Genomic DNA, 17,615 nt, shown 5'->3' with positions numbered 1-17,615 from the left:
TAGTGTAGTCGCAGCCCGGCCGCACCGATCGGCCCATCGTGTCCATGACCTCCCCGGATTCACCCGCCACCCTGCTCGAGCGTGCACACCAGGCCGGACTGCCCGAGGACCTGTATGTGGCGCTCGAGCCGGCCGCAGCCGCGCCCTGCGCGCTGGATGGCGCGCCCGATCCGCTGCCGGTGGTGGCCGAAACGCTGGAGATCCTGGCCGGCCTGGCCGCCGATGGCGAAACCAACGCCGCCGTGCTGCTATTCGGCCTGCCTGCCCTGCAGGCCGCGGCCGCGCCGGCGTTGGCCAGGCACCCGGGCATCGCCGCCCTGCTGGACGGGCAGAACGCGGCCGCGCAGGTGTGGGCCCTGCATGCCGAGCAGGGCAGCAGCCGCAACACCGAAGGCCTGCGCCGGCTGCTGCTGGCCATCGTCCATGACCTGCGCGTGGTGCCGATCCTGCTGGCCCGCCAGCTGGCCCGCATGCGCGCGGCCAGCGCGTTGCCGGAAGACCAGCGCCGCGCCCTGGCCCTGCTGACCCGCGACATCCACGCGCCCCTGGCCAACCGGCTGGGCATTTGGCAGCTGAAGTGGGAGCTGGAGGACCTGGCGTTCCGCTATCTGCAGCCGGACACCTACCGCGCCATCGCCGCCCAGCTGGACGACAACCGCGCCGGCCGCGAGCGCTACATCGAGAAGGTCAAGGCCACCTTGCGCGCCACCCTGGCCGAGCACCACATCGCCGCCGAGGTCAGTGGCCGGCCCAAGCACATCTACAGCATCTGGAAAAAGATGCAGCGCAAGCAGGTCGCGCTGGATGAATTGTTCGACCTGCGTGCGGTGCGCATCACGGTCAGCGACGTGGCCCAGTGCTATGCCGCGCTGGGCGTGGTCCATGCGCTGTGGACGCCGATCCCCTCCGAGTTCGACGACTACATCGCCCGGCCCAAGGCCAATGGCTACCGCTCGCTGCACACCGCCGTGGTCGGCCCGCAAGGGCGCGCGCTGGAGGTGCAGATCCGCACCTACGAGATGCATGCCCAGGCCGAACTGGGCGTGGCCGCGCACTGGCGCTACAAGGAAGGCGGCGGCGATGCCGCCTTCGATCGCAAGGTCGCCTGGATGCGCCAGCTGCTTGAGAACACCGCCGAGGGCGAAAGCCTCAGCGGCGAATTTTCCGCAGAACTGGCCGAGGACCGGATCTACACGCTCACGCCCAAGGGCGAGGTGATCGACCTGCCGCGTGGCGGCACGGTGCTGGATTTTGCCTACCACGTGCACACCATGGTCGGGCACCGCACCCGCGGGGCCAAGGTCAACGGCCGGATCGTGCCACTGAGCCACGTGCTGCGCAGCGGCGACCGGGTGGAGATCCTGACCGCCAGGACCGGCGCGCCCAGGCGCGACTGGCTGCAGGCATCCAACGGCTTTCTGGCCAGTGCGCGCTCGCGCGACAAGGTGCGTGCGTATTTCCACAAGCTCGACCGGGTCGGCAACATCGCCGCCGGCAAGGAGCTGCTGGAACGCGAACTCAAGCGTCTGCACCTGCACCAGCTGGACCTGGGGCCGGCGCTGAAGAAGTTCCGGGCCGAGTCGGCCGAGGAGCTGTACATCCAGGTTGCACTCGGCGACATCGGCCCCAGCCAGGTCGCCCGCGTCCTGCAGGAAGACCAGCGTGCCCAGTCCGGCGATGCGCCGCTGCCGCTGCAGAACCCGATCCGCCGCCCGGTGCAGCGCGCGCCGGGTGCGGAAAAGTCGCACTTCACCGTGCAGGGCGTGGGCAACCTGCTGGTCCAGCTGGGCAGATGCTGCCAGCCGGTGGCCGGCGAGCCGATCGCCGGCTATCTCACCCGCGGCCGCGGGGTCACCGTGCACCGGCGCGACTGCGCCGCGCTGCAGCGGCTGGCCGCCCAGCATCCGCAGCGCGTGCTGCCGGTGGAATGGGGCGTGGCCGGGGGTGGTTACGAGGTCGATGCACTGATCGAGGCCATCGACCGCAGGTGGCTGCTCAAGGACATCATGACCCTGATCGCCCAGGAAGACGCGCACGTGCTGGACATCCACAGCGACAGCGGCCGCGCCGGCCGGGTGCGCCTGCGGCTGCGGCTGAAGGTCTCCGACTACGGCCAGCTGTCCACCCTGCTGGGCAAGCTGGACGCATTGCCCGGCGTGCAGGACGCGCGTCGCGCCGGCTAGGAGTCTGTCGGGCCAAAGTCCGACAGGCGGCTAGCCCCGCGCGCCGCCTCCACGCGTTCAGCCACCGCACCGGCTTGTCACCTGCGCTGGCGGATACTGCGGCGCGTGAATCCCAGGCCCGACCAGCTGCCCGACGGCAGGATCGAACCGCACATCGACTGGCACAGCGGGCCAGGCGAGGATCAACAGCGCGCGCGTGCCGTGCCTGCGCGCGCCACACCGCCACGCTGGCCGTGGCTGCTGGGCCTGGTGGCGGTGGCCGGCCTGGCGACCGCCATCATGCTGCGCAAGCCGATCGCCGACCGGATGTGGCAGGGCACCCGGGTCCAGGCACTGCTGGACCAGGGCGAGGAAGCGATCGCCCAGGGCAAGCTCACCGCGGCCGATGGCAGCGGTGCGCGGCAGCGGTTCGAAGCCGCCCTGGCCCTGGACAACGACCGCAGCGAGGCCCGCCAGGGCCTGGCCCGGGTCGGCGCGGCCGCCATCGCCCAGGCCCGGGCCGCGCTGAACGCCAACGATCTCGATGCCGCGCGCCAGGCGCTGCTGCTGGCGCGCCAGCTGCAGGTGCCACGGGCGCAGTCCGATGCGGTCGCCGCCGACCTGCGCAAGCGCCAGGCCACTGCCGCCGGGGTCGGCGCCCTGATCGCCCGGGCCGTGGCCGCACGCGATGCCGGTCGTCTCGATGGCGATCCCGACGCGGCGCTGCCACTGTTCCAGCGTGTGCTGGCATTGCAGCCGGACAACACCATCGCCCTGGAAGCCCGCGAGGACCTGCTCTCCGACCAGCTGGCGCAGGCCCGCCGGGCACTGCAGGCCGGGCAGCTGGCCGACGGCGCCCGGCGCATCGGGCGGGTGCGCGAACTGGACCCCGGCCACTACGACCTGCCCGACGCCACGGCCGAACTGGCGCGCGCGCTGGATCGCCAGCGCAGGCTGGCCGACGCCGAGCTGCGCCGCGGTCGCCTGGAGCGCGCCGTGGCCAGCTACCAAGCCGTGCTGGCCGCCGCGCCGGGCGATGCGGCCGCGACCCTGGGCCTGCAGAACGTCGCCACGCAGTACGCGCAGCGCGCCCGACGCGCGGCCGGGGATTTCGATTTCGACGCGGCCAGCGCCGACCTTGCGCAGGCGCGCGCGCTGGCGCCGCAGTCCCGTGCGGTCAGCGAGGCCAGCGGCGCCATCGCGCGTGCGCACCGCAGCCAGGCGCGGCTGGAGGCGGCGGCGCCGGCCTCCGCGCAGCGCCAGCGCCGCATCCAGGCGCTGCTGGCCGATGCCCAGCGCGCCCAGGCGCGCGGCCAATGGATCGAACCGCCCGGCGAAAGCGCCTTCGACAAACTGCGCGCGGCCCAGGCCCTGGCGCCGGACGAGCCGACGGTGCGCCGCGCCGCCCAGCGCCTGGTGCCGCAGGTGCAGCGCTGCGTGAGTGAGGAACTGTCGGCCAACCGGGTGCGTGCCGCGCAGGCCTGCCTGGATGCCTGGCAGGCGCTGGCGCCGGGCGACTCCGACCTGCGCACTGCGCGCCGGCAGCTGGCGATGCGCTGGATCGATATCGGCAACGAACGCCTGGGCGCCGGCGAGCTGGGCGCAGCCAACGAGGCCCTGCAGCGCGCGCGTGGGCTGGATCGCAGTGCGCCGGGACTGGACGCGTTCGCCGCCCGGGTGGTGCATGCGCGCACCGGGGGAGGCTGACCCATGGCCACCGGCGACCGCCGCGCCACCCCGCCGCCGCTGGCCGGCGAACTGATTCGCGCCGGCAGCGTGCACACGCTCGGCCCGCAGGACCTGGAACTGCTGCGCCAGGCGGTGCAGCGGCTGGAACATCCCAGCTTCGGCGCACGCCTGGCCAGCCTGGCCGGCACGCCGGTGGAGAAGCTGATCCGGTTCCTGCCGCGCCGGGCCAACGCGGTGATCGGCTTTGCCGCGCGCAAGGCCATCGGTGCGGCGTTGCGGGTCGCGCTGACCACCCTGGACTCGCGCACCAGGCCCGAGGGCGTGCGCAAGTCCTCGGACTGGTGGCACCTGGGCGCCACCGCGGCCACCGGTGCGCTCGGCGGCGCGTTCGGCCTGACCGCGCTGGCGCTGGAACTGCCGCTGACCACCACGATCATGCTGCGCTCCATCGCCGACATCGCCCGCAGCGAAGGCGCGGATCTGAGCGATCCGGCGGTGCGCCTGGAATGCGTGCGGGTGCTGGCCCTGGGCGGCAACGCCGCCAGCGACGACGCGGCCGAAGTGGGCTACTACGCCGCGCGCGAGGCCATGAGCCGGATGGTGTCCGACGCGACCACCCATCTGGCGCGCCACGGCCTGCACAAGGAAGGCGCGCCGGTGCTGGTCGGCCTGGTCAAGGCGATCGCCGAGCGCTATTCGATCCAGGTCAGCGAAAAGGCCGCCGCGCAGTGGATGCCGGTGCTGGGCGCGCTGGGCGGGGCGACGGTCAACTCGGTGTTCATGGACCACTTCCAGAGCATGGCGCGCGGGCACTTCATCGTGCGCCGGCTCGAGGCCGTGCACGGCCAGGACACCGTGCGCCGCGCCTACCAGGCGCTGGCAAGGCTGCTGGCAGAATGAGGCCCAGGCGCGCGGCGCGATGGGGGCAAGGGCGGCGATTGCCCTGCGGTCGCCCGGGCCAGCCGCGATGACGGGATTTGGGGGTCATGTGTGCCGGTCCATGGCCATGACATCGCCGCCAGCCTGTCAGTCCAGCACGTGCACCGCATCGGCCAGCTGCTGCACTTCGTCGGGCTGGTGGCTGACGTAGAGCATCGGCAGGCCGGTTTCGGTGCAGACCCGGCGCAGGTAGGGGATCAGCTCGCCGCGGCGCCCGGCATCCAGCGCCGACAGCGGTTCGTCCAGCAGCAACAGCGCCGGTTGCGAGAGCAGCGCGCGGCCGATCGCCACGCGCTGGGCTTCACCGCCGGAGAGATTGCGCGGCCGGCGCTGCAACAGCGGCGCGATGCCCAGCAGCGCCACCACCGCATCGAAGCCGAACTGCGCCTGGCCGCCGCGCCCGTGGCGGCCATAGACCAGGTTGCCGCGCACGTCCAGGTGCGGGAACAGGCGCGCTTCCTGGAACACGTAGCCGATGCGGCGCCGGTGCGGCGGCAGGTCGATGCGCCGGGCGCTGTCGAACAGCACCTGGCCATCGATGGCGATGCGCCCGGATTGCGGCCGCAGCAGGCCGGCGATTGCATTGAGCACGCTGGTCTTGCCGGCCCCGGACGGGCCGGTCAGCGCCAGCACCCGGGCCTGGCTTTCGATCCGCACCTGGCGGGTGAAGCGGCCGCGCTGCAACTGCACGTCCAGCGCCAGCATCACAGCACCTCGGCCTCGCGCCCGCGCTGGCGGCGCACCAGCCATTCGGACAACACCAGCGCGCCCAGCGAGATGCCCAGCGAGACGGCGGCCAGGCGCCAGATGCCGTGCTCGCCGCCGGGCACCTGCAGCAGGCTGTAGATCGCCGCGGACATGGTCTGGGTCTGGCCGGGGATGTTGGAGACGAAGGTGATGGTGGCGCCGAATTCGCCCAGCGCCTTGGCGAAGGCCAGCACCGCGCCGGCGACCAGGCCCGGCCAGGCCAGCGGCAGGGTGATGGTCAGGAACACCTTCCACGGCGGCGCGCCCAGGGTGGCGGCGGCGTGTTCCAGGCGGCGGTCGACCTGCTCGATCGACAGGCGGATCGCGCGCACCATCAGCGGAAAGCCCATCACCGCGCAGGCCAGCGCCGCGCCGCTCCAGCGAAAGGCAAGGCGGATGCCCCACTGCTCCAGCAGCCAGGCGCCGACCACCCCGCGGGTGCCCATCGTCACCAGCAGTGCATAGCCGATCACCACCGGCGGCAGCACCAGCGGCAGGTGGACGAGGGCATCGAGCAGGGTGCGCCCGAAAAAGCGCCGGCGCGCCAGCAGCCAGGCCACCGCGATGGCCGGCAGCAGGCTGGCGATGGCGGCCACCGCGGCCACTTTCACGCTCAGGCCGATGGCGGTGAGCTCGTCAGGCGAGAAATGCAGCATGCGTTACTCGAGCACGGCAAAGCCGCGCTTTTCGAAGATCGCCCTGGCCGGCGCGCTGCCCAGCCACTGCACGAAGGCCGCGCGCGCGGGCGAAGTGCCGGTGCGGACCGTGGCCACCGGATAGACGATCGGCCGATGGCTCCACTCGGGGAATGTATCGACCACGCGCACGCCGGGGTCGGCCGCCGCGTCGGAGCCATAGACGATGCCCAGCGGCGCCTCGCCGCGCGAGACCAGCAGCAGTGCCGAACGCACGCTGTCCGATTCGGCCAGCCGGTCCTGCACCGGCTCCCACAGCTTCAGCGACTGCAGCGCAGCCTTGGCATATTTGCCGGCCGGCACCGCGTTGACCTGGCCCACCGCCAGGCGCCCCTCGCCCAGGGCCCTGGCCAGCGTGTCGGGCTGGCTGAGCGTGACCCTGGCCGTGCTGGCCGCGGGCGCGATCAGCACCAGCGTGTTGCCAAGCAGGTTGCGGCGGCTGGCCCGGTCGATCAGGGCGCGCGCCTGCAGCGCATCCATCCACTCCAGGTCGGCGGACATGAAGACATCGGCCGGCGCGCCGTGTTCGATCTGCTTGGCCAGGGTGGAACTGGCCGCGTAGGAGACGACCACCGGCGTGCCGGTGGTCTTGTGGTACAGCGCGGCGATCTGGTCCATCGATTCCTTGAGGCTGGCGGCGGCGAACACGGTGACCGGCGCAGGCTCGGCCGCCTGCGCGGCGAAAACGGCCGCAGCCGCCAGCAGCAACGCCCCGATGCGCAGCAGGCGCGAAACGAAACCTGTCATTGGAAGGACTTCCTGAAGTCGGCGAAGGTGCTGCTTTCGGTCGTGGCGGCCTGTCGGCATTGCGCACGGCACGGCAGCAGCCAGCAGGCAAGGGTGCATGACGGCTCCGGACAAGCGTTCGCGGGTAGCTTAGCCGAGCGCCGGCGTCGGGGCGGCCTGCCCACCGGATCGCCCCTGGCTGCACGCGCAGGCAACGAAGGGCAGGCGTACGCTGGCAGCATCACCCACCCACGAGATTTCCATGGCCATCCAAGACCCGATCACCGTCCTGCTCGAGCAGGAACAGGACTTCTCCTTCCGCATCCGCTTCCAGGGGCTGGACGTGCCCGACGTGCTCACCGACGAGGCCGCGCCGCTGGGCCACGATGCCGGTCCCAATCCCTTGCGGTTGCTGCTGGCCGGCATCGCCAACTGCCTGGCGGCCAGCCTGCTGTTTGCCCTGCGCAAGCACAGGAACACGCCCGGCAAGCTGCGCGCTTCGATCACCGCCATCCCGGTGCGCAATGCCGAAGGTCGCTGGCGCGTGCCCCGGGTGGAGGTGGCCCTGCAGTTGCCCGAGGCCAACGCCGCCTACCAGAACCTGGAGCGGGTCCTGGACACCTTCGAGGAGTATTGCCTGGTCACCCAGAGCGTGCGCGAAGGCATCGATGTCCAGGTCAGCGTCACCGACGCCGCCGGCCATGTGCTGCGTGGCGACAAGAGCATCGAGGCCGGTGCATGAGCGAGCCGCTGCTGATCGCCTGCCCGCATTGCCATGCACGCAACCGCGTGCCGGAACAGCGCCTGGGCCAGGGCCCGGCCTGTGGCCGCTGTCACCAGGCCCTGTTCACTGCGCATCCGCTGGCCCTGGACGCTGCCCATTTCGACACCCATGCCCGCGACAGCGACCTGCCGTTGCTGGTGGATTTCTGGGCGCCGTGGTGCGGGCCGTGCAAGATGATGGCGCCTCATTTCGAGGCCGCCGCCGCCCAGCTGGAGCCGCAGCTGCGCCTGGCCAAGGTCGATACCGAGGCCCACCCGGCACTGGGCGCGCGCTTCGGCATCCGCAGCATTCCGACCATGGCCGTGTTCCTGCACGGGCGTGAGCTGGGGCGCCAATCCGGCGCAATGCAGCAGGCCGACATCGTGCGCTGGGCGCGCGCCACCGCGGGCCTGTGATCGCTTCAAATCCCAGGGGCGCGATCCTTGCGTGCCGCAGCGTCCGCCCGACTCAGGAATTGTCCAGCGCTGCGTTCAGGACCTGGGCCAGGCGTGCGCCGGCCAGGCGCAACTGGCGTTGCGCAACCGGGGTCCAGGTGTCGAAATAAGCCTGGTCGATCTTCGCGCCAGGCGGATACAGCCCCGGCGCCAACGCGATACGACATGCCGCCTGCGCCCACGCGGCCGCAGGCGGCGGCACGGGCATGGGCTGTTCGGCCTCTGCCGGCGCCGGCAGCGCGCGGATCTGCGCCAGCAGCGCATCCTCGTCCAGGCCGGTGCGGCGCAGCAGGCCGCTGTCCCACAGCGCATGCAGGTTGCTGCCCTTGCCGTCCACGTTGACCTGCCGGTCGTTGCCGCCCTTGTCGCCGGCGTAACCGGCATGCAGCGGCTGGTGGGCGTCGCCGACCAGATGCACGACGAACTTCAATGCCTGCAGGCGCTGGGCATCAGGCAGCGAACGGTCGGCCAGGATCGCCGTCTGGGTCTTGATCGCTCCCACGTTGCAGTCGCCGTTGCGGCAGTCGCGCGGCGGGTCGTAGTGGCAATCCGATTCGCCCAGGTTGACGTAGTGCCACCTGGCGCTGCGCTTGCCCAGCTCGGCATCCTGCTTGCGCAGCTCGTCGGCCCAGGTGGCGATCCCGGGCAGGGTGGCGCCGGGTTCGCTGGCCAGCAGCCTGTCCAGCTGCACGCGCGTGGCGGGGGTCAGATCGGGTTCGGCCAGTTCGGCCACCAGCCTGTGGCCGGTCAGGCCCCAGGCCAGCGCCTGGGGAATGTGCAAAAGCAGCGCCAGCGCAGCCAGCGATGCCAAAACGGCGGTTCTGTTCATCGCCGCGATTCTAGCAAGCCGCGGGTGGTCACTTCGCCGCACGCGGCCGCGTCACCGATTGCCGGCTGACGCGAGCCGCATCAGCGGTCACGCGCGTTGCCGCGCGCCCGGTCAGAACTTGAGGACGTAGGCCAGGCCGTACACCAGCGGATCGATCTCGGCACTGCCCAGCTCGGCGCCGTTGACCTTGACATCGGTGTCGATGTCGGCCCAGCGCAGGTCCACCCGCACCGCACTGGTGTCGTTGATCGCATAGTCCAGGCCGACGTGCGCGGCCACGCCCCAGGAATCATCCAGGTCCAGGTTGGTGCCGGCCAGCGCGCCCTTGGCGTCGGTGCTGAAGAACGTGGTGTAGTTCACGCCCAGGCCGATGAACGGGGTGGCCTTGGTGTCGTTGACGAAGTGGTACTGCAGCGAGACCACCGGCGGCAGCTGCTTGGTTTCACCGACCTTGCCAACGCCCTTGATGCTGATCTCGTGCTTGAACGGCAGCGCGGCCAGCACTTCCACACCGATGTTGTCGGCCACGAAGTATTCGAAGGTGACGGTCGGCTTGGTGTCGCTGTCCACTTCGGTCGGCAGCTTGCCCAAGCCCAGCGCGGCGCCATTGAGGTCGCCGGCGTCGGACTTGGGATCGACCACGCCCACGCCCAGACCCAGGGTCCAGTCGCCCTTGGACTGGGCCATCGCCGGGGCAGCGGCGGAAAGCGCCGCAGCCAGGGTGCACAGCAGGAGAGCAGATGTCTTGCGCATGAGGGTTCTCGGTATCGATGGAATGGGCGCAGTCTTTCGCCTCTTCGACGCAGCCGCCTTGATCCGGATCAATGCGCCCCCGCGGCGGCATACCGCGCACCGCGCGCTCCAGTCACCGGTCACTCACCGGGCCCCGGCCGGGCCCCCTGCTAGAATCCAGGCCCCTTTCCACTGGCCGCCCCGCGGGGCTGCAGGAGCTTGTGAACATGGCAATCAAGGTCGGCATCAACGGGTTCGGGCGCATCGGCCGCAACGTCTTGCGTTCGGCGGTGCAGAATTTCGACGGCGACATCGAGATCGTCGCCATCAACGATCTGCTGGAGCCGGACTACCTGGCCTACATGCTCCAGTACGACTCGGTGCACGGCGGCTTCAAGGGCAGCATCGAAGTGGACGGCAGCACCCTGATCGTCAATGGCAACAAGATCCGCCTGACCGCCGAGCGCGACCCGGCTGCATTGAAGTGGGGCGAGGTCGGCGCCGAAGTGGTGATCGAATCCACCGGCATCTTCCTGACCAAGGAAGGCGCGCAGAAGCACCTGGACGCCGGCGCCAGCAAGGTGATCCTGTCGGCCCCGTCCAAGGACGACACGCCGATGTTCGTGTTCGGCGTCAACCACAAGACCTACAAGGGCGAGGCGATCATCTCCAACGCCTCGTGCACCACCAACTGCCTGGCCCCGCTGGCCAAGGTCGTCCACGACAAGTGGGGCATCAAGCGTGGCCTGATGACCACCGTGCACGCGGCCACCGCCACCCAGAAGACCGTCGATGGCCCGTCCCACAAGGACTGGCGCGGCGGGCGCGGCATCCTGGAGAACATCATTCCCTCCTCCACCGGCGCGGCCAAGGCCGTGGGCGTGGTGATCCCGGAACTCAACAAGAAGCTCACCGGCATGAGCTTTCGGGTGCCGACTTCGGACGTGTCGGTCGTCGACCTGACCTGCGAGCTGGAAAAGCCGGCCACCTACGCCGAGATCTGCGCCGAGATGAAGGCCCAGAGCGAAGGCGCGCTCAAGGGCGTGCTGGGCTACACCGAGGACAAGGTGGTGGCCACCGACTTCCGCGGCGAGACCCGCACCTCGGTGTTCGACGCCGACGCCGGCATCGCCCTGGATGCGACCTTCGTCAAGCTGGTGTCCTGGTACGACAACGAGTGGGGCTATTCCAACAAGTGCCTGGAAATGGTGCGCGTGGTGGCGGCGAAGTAAGCCGCCGGATCGGCTTGAAACAGGGCGCCGCGCAGGCGCCCTTGTTCGTGGCGTGCAGCGCAAGGCGGCGGCGTGCACGCAGGACCAGGGAACAGGGCGCCGCCGGCGTGGATGAACGCCAAAGACGAGCGCACCGATTCTTCAAGGCGCCGACCCGCATCGACCCACGGGCCCGGCTGAGGCAACCCGGGGCATGCACTGCACTGCAGGCTGGTCGAGGCGCCGGCCGCACCGTGTCGCGATGCCCGGCTTGGGCTGGCGCCAGGCACCGCGACTGGTGCAGGCGCCACTCCGGTAGCATGCGTGCACGGCGGCGGGGCGGCCGGTGACGCTGGCAGGGAGTGGGCATTTGCAGGCATTGATCGTGCTGTTGGGGCTGGTCGTGCTGGCGGTGCCGGTGCTGCTGGTGGTGGCACTGGTGTCGATCCGGGGACTGCGCAGGCGGATCGAGCAGCTGGAGCAGGATCTGGCCTCGGTCTGGCGCCCGGCGCGCGGCGCCACGCCGTGGGCGACCGAGCGCGACAGCGTGCGGCCGCAGGCCGATGCCGGCCCGGCACCGGCGCCGGTTGCGCAGGCACCCAGGGCGGCCGCCGCCACGCCGCCGCGTACGCCTGAAGATGCCGCGCCACCGCCGCGCGCGCCTGAAACCGCCGCGCCGCCATCGCCGGGGCCGTCCACGCCTCCGCCACTGCCCGAATCGCCGCCGAGGCCTGCGTTCCAGCCCGCGCCCGCGCCTCCGCGTCCGGACCCGATCATCACCCTGCTGGCTGCGGCCAGGCGCTGGTTCACCGAAGGCAACGTGCCGGTCAAGGTCGGCATGCTGGTGCTGCTGGCCGGGGTGGCGGCATTGTTGAAATACGCGGGCGACCAGGGCTGGTTGCGCCTGCCGATCGAGTTGCGTTACGCGGGCATCGCGGCGGCGGCGCTGGGCGGGCTGGTGTTCGGCTGGCGCCAGCGCGCGCGGCGTCGCGGCTTTGCGCTGGCCCTGCAGGGCGGCGCGATCGGGGTGCTGCTGCTGACCGTGTTCGCGGCATTCAAGGTGTCGGGATTGATCCCGGCCGCTGCGGCGTTTGCGCTCAGCGTGGTGCTGGTGGCCGGCATGTGCGTGCTGGCGGTGCTGCAGGAATCGCGCACGCTGGCGGTGCTGGCCACGCTGGCCGGATTCCTGGCGCCGATCTGGCTGTCCACCGGCAGCGGCAACCACGTGGCGCTGTTTTCCTACTACGCGCTGCTCAATGCCGGCGTGTTCGCCATCGCCTGGGTGCGGTCGTGGCGGGTGCTGAACCTGCTTGGATTTGTCTTCACCTTCGGCATCGGCACGGTCTGGGGCGTGCTGGATTACCGGCCGGACAAGTTCGCCAGCACCGAGCCGTTCCTGCTGCTGTTCTTCGCCTTCTACCTGCTGATCCCGGTGCTGCATGCGCGGCGCGGCGACGATCGGGCCAGGGTGGTCGATGGCAGCCTGTTGTTCGGCACGCCACTGGTGGCCTTCTGCCTGCAGGCCGGGTTGCTGCAGGGCGACGGCCTGCCGCTGGCGCTGTGCGCACTGGCGCTTGCGGCGCTCTATGCCGGCCTGGCCGCCTGGCTGTTGCGCGATGCGCGCACCGCTTTGCTGGGGTACGGCCATGCGCTGCTGGCGGTGGGCTTTGCCACCCTGGCGGTGCCGCTGGCGTTGTCGGCACGCGCCACGGCCAGCGTGTTCGCGCTGGAAGGCGCCGGCCTGGTCTGGCTGGGCCTGCGCCAGCAGCGCCGGCTGCCGGTGGTCAGCGGCGTGCTGCTGCAGCTGGCCGCGGCGGTGGCGTTCGTGATCGGCCTGGAGGCCACTTCGCGCGATGCAACGGTGCTGGCCAATCCGACCTGCATGAGCGCGCTGCTGATCGCGCTGGGCGGCTTTGCCAGCGCCTGGGCGCTGCGGGTGCAACGGCGTGTGCTGGCGCTGCTGTCTTACCTGTGGGCGCTGGGCTGGTGGAGCGGCGCGGGGCTGCACGAGATCCTGCGTTTCGCCTCCGCGCCACATCAGCCGGACCTGGTGCTGGCGGGGCTGGCGCTGACCGCCTGGCTTGCCGCCGAAGTGCAGCGGCGCCATCCCGATGCCGCGCTGGCCTGGACCACGACGGGTGGCTTCGCCCTGGCCATGCCGGTGACGCTGTGGCAGGTGGCTGCGCATGCGCAGCCCTTCGCTGGCGCAGGCGCCGCGGCATGGGCGGTCTTCGCGGTGCTGGGCGTGCGCGCCCGGTGCTGCCTGCGCGGCGCCGAAGGGCGCGCTGCGCAGGCAGCGCAATTGATCTGGTGGCTGGTGTGGCCGTGGCTGCTGTCGCTGGCAGGCCGGTGGCTGGCCGGCGAATTGCACCTGGCCGAAGGCTGGGGCTGGGCGCTGCTGGCCTGGCCGTGGCTGTTTCTGGCCGCGCTGTCGCTGCAGCGCTGGCATTGGCTGGCCTGGCCGCGCGGCGCGGCGCTGGATCCTGGCCGGTTGGCGCTGCAGGGCACGGTCTTCGCCGTGCTGACGGTGGGCTGGGTGGCGAGCTTGTTCGCCCGGCTCGGCGCTGCACCGCTGCCGTGGCTGCCCTTGTTCAATCCGGCGGAACTGGCCCAGCTGGCGGTGATCGTGCTGCTCGCGCACTGGCTGTGGCGCGGCGCCGTGCCTGCTGCCTGGGCGCCGCGTCGCGGCATGCTGATGGCCGGTGCCGGGCTGGTGCTGGCGACCAGCTCCACCCTGCATACCGTGCATCACTGGGCGCAGGTGCCGTGGGACGCAGGGTTGTGGTCCACCGGCATCGCCCAGACCAGCCTGACCGTGGTCTGGAGCGTGCTGGGCGTGATCGGCTGGGTGATGGGATCGCGGCGTGGCCAGCGTGGGCTGTGGCTCGGCGGTGCGCTGCTGATGGGCCTGGTGCTGGCCAAGCTGATGCTGATCGATCGCCAGCACCTGGGCAACCTGCTGGGCATCGGCTCGTTCATCGCCTACGGCTTGCTGTGCACGGTGGTGGGATATTTCGCGCCGGCGCCGCCGCGCGCCGTTGCCGCGGACCTGGAGGTGGACGCATGAAGTGCCTGGCCCTGTTGTTGCTGGTGCCGATCGCCGCACATGCGGCCGGACCGCGCGAGGATTACGTGCAGCAATGGCCGCTGCAGCTGTCCACGGCGGAGGCCGGCGCGTATCGGGTGACGCTGAGCGAGGCGGTCTATCGCGGCGCGCAGTCGCCAACGCTGGGCGATGTCCAGCCGCTCGATGCCGATGGCCAGCCCTTGCCTGCCAGTCTGCTCGGTCCTGATGCGCCGCTGGCCGGGCCGCCGCGGCGCCAGGCGTTGCCGCTCTTCCAGTTGCCGCCGATGCCGCCCGACGCCTCCGGTGACCTGCAGCTGATCGCCGAGCGCGATGCGCAAGGTGCGGTGACGCGCGTGGAAACCCGGCTGCCCGCCGATGCCAATGCAGGCCACCGGCAAGGCGGCTGGCTGCTCGATGCCAGCGCGCTGGAAGCGCCGCTGCAGGCGTTGTGGCTGCAGTGGCAGGACCCGCCGCAGCTGCAGGCCGAACTGCGGCTGGAGGGCAGCGACGACCTGCGTGGCTGGTTCGTCATCGATCCGCAGGTCACCGTGGTCGAACTGGACAACGGCCGCCAGCGCCTGGCCCGGCGTCGCATCGCCCTGACCGCCGGGGCGCGCTACCTGCGGCTGCTGCCGCGCGCCGGTGCGCTGCCGGCGCTGCAGTCGGTCGAGGCCGAAATTGCCGTGCCGGCCGCGCCGCCGGCGTGGCAGACGCTGCGGCTGGACGGCAAGGCGGTCGATGGCGGATTCCAGTTCGTGTCTCCCGGCCGCTTTCCGGTCGCGCAGGTCGACGTGGTGGCCAGCGGCAACCAGGCCGTCACCTGGAGCGTGCAAAGCCGCGACGCGGCCGATGCGCCCTGGATCCATCGCGCCGGCCCCTGGCTGGCCTACCAGGTCGGCGCCGAGCCGCAGCGCTCGCCGCCGCAGGCGCTGGCGCAGACCAGCCGCGACCGCTACTGGCGCCTGCTGGCCAGCGCCGGCAGCGCCGGCAGCGTCGAAGGCCTCGCGCCGCCGCAGTTGCAGCTGGGCTACCGGCCCGAGGTGCTGGTGTTCCTGGCCCAGGGCGCGCCGCCGTACGCGCTGGCCGTGGGCAGCGCGCGTGCGCATCGCCAGCAAGCGCCGCTGCCCGCGATGATCGCCGCATTGCGCCAGCAGCGCGGCGCGCAATGGCAACCGGCCACCGCCACCCTGGGCACCGATGCGCAGGTCCTGGCCGGCGAGCACGCGCTGCAGCCGGCCGCGCGCGACTGGAAGCAGCTGCTGCTGTGGGCCCTGCTCGTCTGCGGGGCGCTTGCGGTCGGCGGCTTCGCCTTCAGCCTGCTGCGCGACAGGCGCGCGACCCAGGCCCCCTGATTGCCCCTCGCCTGGCCGCGGTTTGCGGCATCGGCGGCCAGCCCGGACAATGGGCGCCCGTCCTGATCGAAGCAACGCCGCATGCCGCACCTGCGTCGCAGCCAGCCGGTTCCCATCAGGCGGGACGGCATCTCCCCGCTCCGGCCGCCTTTCAACCCGCCTTGCGTGGCGGTGTGCTGCCATCGGCGGCATGCAGGGGCGAGCGTCTTTTCCGGCCTTGCGCCCTGTGCCCCATGGCCCGGGCCGTTGTTCCTTCCCCTGACCCCACGAGCTGAAGCCCCATGACCATCATCCGCATGACCGATCTGGACCTCTCCGGCAAGCGCGTGCTGATCCGCCAGGATCTGAACGTGCCGATCGACAACGGCCGGATCACCTCCGAGCAGCGCATCATCGCCTCCTTGCCGACCCTGAAGATGGCCCTGGAGCAGGGCGCGGCGGTGATGGTGATCTCGCACCTGGGGCGCCCGGAGGAAGGCGTCTGGAGCGAGGAGCATTCCCTGCAGCCGGTGGCCAAGCGCCTGTCCGAACTGCTGCACGTGCCGGTGCCGCTGGTGCGCGACTGGGTCGACGGCGTGCAGGTCGAGCCGGGCCAGATCGCGCTGCTGGAGAACTGCCGCATGAACGTGGGCGAGGGCAAGGATGACGAGACACTTGCCAGGAAATACGCCGCGCTGTGCGATGTGTTCGTCATGGATGCCTTCGGCACCGCGCACCGCGCCCAGGCCTCCACCCACGGCGTGATCAGGTTTGCCCCGGTCGCCGCCGGCGGCCCGCTGCTGATGGCCGAGCTGGACGCCCTGCACAAGGCCTTGGCCGCGCCGGCGCGGCCACTGCTGGCCATCGTCGCCGGCAGCAAGGTCTCGACCAAGCTAGAGCTGCTCTCGAGCCTGGTGGGCAAGGTCGACCAGCTCATCGTCGGCGGCGGCATCGCCAACACCTTCATCGCCGCCGCTGGCCACCGCGTGGGCAAGTCGCTGTGCGAGCCGGACCTGCTGGACACCGCGCGCAGGATCGTGGCCGATGCCAGGGCGCGCGGTGCCGAGATCCCGCTGCCCACCGATGTGGTGGTGGCCAAGCAGTTCCTGCCCGATGCGCCGGCCGCGGTGAAGAAGGTCGATGCGGTGGACGCAGATGACCTGATCCTGGACATCGGCCCGGACACGGCGGCGGCCTACGCCGCGCGCATCGCCAAGGCCGGCACCGTGGTCTGGAACGGGCCGGTCGGGGTGTTCGAGTTTGAGGCCTTCAGCAAGGGCACCGAGACCCTGGCGCGGGCGATCGCCGCCTCGCCGGCGTTCTCCATCGCCGGCGGCGGCGACACCCTGGCGGCGGTGGACAAGTACGGGATCGCCGACAAGCTGAGCTACATCTCCACCGGCGGCGGCGCGTTCCTGGAATTCCTGGAAGGCAAGACCCTGCCAGCCGTGGCCGCCCTGGAAGCGCGCGCTTCGTGAACCAGGCCACGTTGTTCTTTGATCTGGACGGCACCCTGATCGATTCGGAGCCGGGCATCGTCAACAGCATCGGGCACGTGTTTGCGGCGATGGCCCAGCCGCTGCCCGATGCCGCCGCATTGCGGGCCTGGATCGGGCCGCCGATGCGCGAGAGCTTCCAGTCCGTGTTTCCTGAAGAAGACCGCCTGGCCCAGGCGCTGGCGCTGTACCGCCAGCGCTATGACACCATTGGCTGGACCGAGTTGACCGTGTACCCGGGCATTGCCGAGCTGGTGACCGATCTGCATGCCGGCGGCCGCCGGCTGGCGGTGGTGACCTCCAAGAACGAGCGCTCGGCCCGGCAGATCCTGGCCGGCCTGCCCTTCGGGGCGTGTTTCGAACAGATCGTCGGCGCCAGCGACGATGGCAGCCGCCGGTTCAAGCCCGACCTGATCACCGAGGCGCTGCGGCGCCTGTCGGCGCAGGCCGGCCACTGCGTGATGATCGGCGACCGGCGCATGGACATCGAAGGTGCCGTCCACCACCACATGCGCAGCATCGGCGTGCTGTGGGGCTTCGGCGACCGCGCCGAACTGGTCACCGCCGGTGCCGGTGAAGTGGTCGCCTCACCCGAGGCACTGCGGGCCATCCTGGCCTGATGTCCCGCGCGGCCGTCTGCGCATGGAGATACCAGTAAAATACCAGTTTCCGGCGCAGTGTCCGACCCACGGCACTGAATGGATTTGTTATGAATCAACAGGTTGGGTGGATTCTTCCGCCGCAGGCGCGCCCCAGCCCCAGGCTGGGTGGCA

General features: G+C 71.1%; 15 protein-coding genes. 10 read left to right on the top strand and 5 right to left on the bottom strand.

Going from position 1 to position 17,615, the window contains the following annotated elements; translation table 11 throughout:
* Nucleotides 1–44 precede the first annotated feature (44 nt).
* The 3 genes from DSC_RS12105 (at nt 45) to DSC_RS12095 (ending at nt 4,751) form a co-directional block, all read left to right on the top strand.
* The gene (locus tag DSC_RS12105) at nt 45–2,183 is read left to right on the top strand and encodes a RelA/SpoT family protein (RefSeq protein WP_014161454.1); all 2,139 of its coding nucleotides are present in this window, start codon (nt 45–47) and stop codon (nt 2,181–2,183) included.
* 279 nt (nt 2,184–2,462) lie between these two features.
* Nucleotides 2,463–3,869 carry a hypothetical protein gene (locus tag DSC_RS12100; protein ID WP_043291325.1) on the top strand — a complete coding sequence of 469 codons (1,407 nt, stop codon included), beginning with the start codon at nt 2,463–2,465 and terminating at the stop codon, nt 3,867–3,869.
* A 3-nt stretch (nt 3,870–3,872) separates the two neighbouring features.
* The gene (locus tag DSC_RS12095) at nt 3,873–4,751 is read left to right on the top strand and encodes an EcsC family protein (RefSeq protein WP_014161452.1); all 879 of its coding nucleotides are present in this window, start codon (nt 3,873–3,875) and stop codon (nt 4,749–4,751) included.
* A gap of 126 nt (nt 4,752–4,877) precedes the next feature.
* Here DSC_RS12095 and modC read toward each other — a convergent pair whose 3' ends face one another.
* From modC to modA, 3 genes are read right to left on the bottom strand one after another with little or no spacing between them, the layout of a single operon-like run.
* Nucleotides 4,878–5,495, bottom strand: a complete 618-nt coding sequence (gene modC / locus DSC_RS12090) for a molybdenum ABC transporter ATP-binding protein (protein WP_014161451.1) — start codon at nt 5,493–5,495, stop codon at nt 4,878–4,880.
* Nucleotides 5,495–6,193, bottom strand: coding sequence for a molybdate ABC transporter permease subunit (modB, locus tag DSC_RS12085; protein WP_014161450.1), 699 nt, complete (start codon nt 6,191–6,193; stop codon nt 5,495–5,497). The genes modC and modB overlap by 1 nt, the downstream gene beginning before the upstream one ends.
* A gap of 3 nt (nt 6,194–6,196) precedes the next feature.
* Nucleotides 6,197–6,979, bottom strand: coding sequence for a molybdate ABC transporter substrate-binding protein (gene modA, locus DSC_RS12080; RefSeq protein ID WP_014161449.1), 783 nt, complete (start codon nt 6,977–6,979; stop codon nt 6,197–6,199).
* A gap of 241 nt (nt 6,980–7,220) precedes the next feature.
* On the opposite strand from modA, the gene DSC_RS12075 reads away from it, so the two are divergent.
* On the top strand, nt 7,221–7,700 hold the full coding sequence (locus tag DSC_RS12075; protein WP_014161448.1) for an OsmC family protein: 480 nt from the start codon (nt 7,221–7,223) through the stop codon (nt 7,698–7,700).
* Nucleotides 7,697–8,137: a thioredoxin TrxC gene (gene trxC / locus DSC_RS12070; protein ID WP_014161447.1), complete on the top strand. Its 441-nt coding sequence runs from the start codon at nt 7,697–7,699 to the stop codon at nt 8,135–8,137. Before DSC_RS12075 ends, trxC begins: the two co-directional genes overlap by 4 nt.
* 52 nt (nt 8,138–8,189) lie before the next feature.
* Here trxC and DSC_RS12065 read toward each other — a convergent pair whose 3' ends face one another.
* Complete coding sequence (locus DSC_RS12065; protein ID WP_043290616.1) at nt 8,190–9,005, bottom strand: S1/P1 nuclease; 816 nt, start codon at nt 9,003–9,005, stop codon at nt 8,190–8,192.
* 111 nt (nt 9,006–9,116) lie between these two features.
* Nucleotides 9,117–9,758 (bottom strand): OmpW/AlkL family protein, encoded by a 642-nt coding sequence (locus DSC_RS12060; protein WP_014161445.1) that lies wholly within the window; start codon nt 9,756–9,758, stop codon nt 9,117–9,119.
* 206 nt (nt 9,759–9,964) lie between these two features.
* On the opposite strand from DSC_RS12060, the gene gap reads away from it, so the two are divergent.
* The 5 genes from gap to DSC_RS12035 all read left to right on the top strand — a co-directional run bounded on the left by gap (nt 9,965) and on the right by DSC_RS12035 (nt 17,462).
* Nucleotides 9,965–10,969, top strand: a complete 1,005-nt coding sequence (gene gap / locus DSC_RS12055; RefSeq protein WP_014161444.1) for a type I glyceraldehyde-3-phosphate dehydrogenase — start codon at nt 9,965–9,967, stop codon at nt 10,967–10,969.
* A gap of 349 nt (nt 10,970–11,318) precedes the next feature.
* Complete coding sequence (locus DSC_RS12050; protein WP_014161443.1) at nt 11,319–14,015, top strand: DUF2339 domain-containing protein; 2,697 nt, start codon at nt 11,319–11,321, stop codon at nt 14,013–14,015.
* Complete coding sequence (locus tag DSC_RS12045; RefSeq protein WP_014161442.1) at nt 14,012–15,367, top strand: DUF3999 domain-containing protein; 1,356 nt, start codon at nt 14,012–14,014, stop codon at nt 15,365–15,367. The genes DSC_RS12050 and DSC_RS12045 overlap by 4 nt, the downstream gene beginning before the upstream one ends.
* A gap of 281 nt (nt 15,368–15,648) precedes the next feature.
* Nucleotides 15,649–16,824: a phosphoglycerate kinase gene (locus DSC_RS12040; RefSeq protein ID WP_014161441.1), complete on the top strand. Its 1,176-nt coding sequence runs from the start codon at nt 15,649–15,651 to the stop codon at nt 16,822–16,824.
* A complete protein-coding gene (locus tag DSC_RS12035; RefSeq protein WP_014161440.1) occupies nt 16,821–17,462 on the top strand; it encodes an HAD hydrolase-like protein in 642 nt (213 codons plus the stop codon). Before DSC_RS12040 ends, DSC_RS12035 begins: the two co-directional genes overlap by 4 nt.
* Nucleotides 17,463–17,615 lie beyond the last annotated feature (153 nt).

Source organism: Pseudoxanthomonas spadix BD-a59 (assembly GCF_000233915.3).
Classification (GTDB): Bacteria; Pseudomonadota; Gammaproteobacteria; order Xanthomonadales; family Xanthomonadaceae; genus Pseudoxanthomonas_A; species Pseudoxanthomonas_A spadix.
Note: the sequence above shows the minus strand (reverse complement) of the source record. Positions and strands in the feature narration are given on the sequence as shown.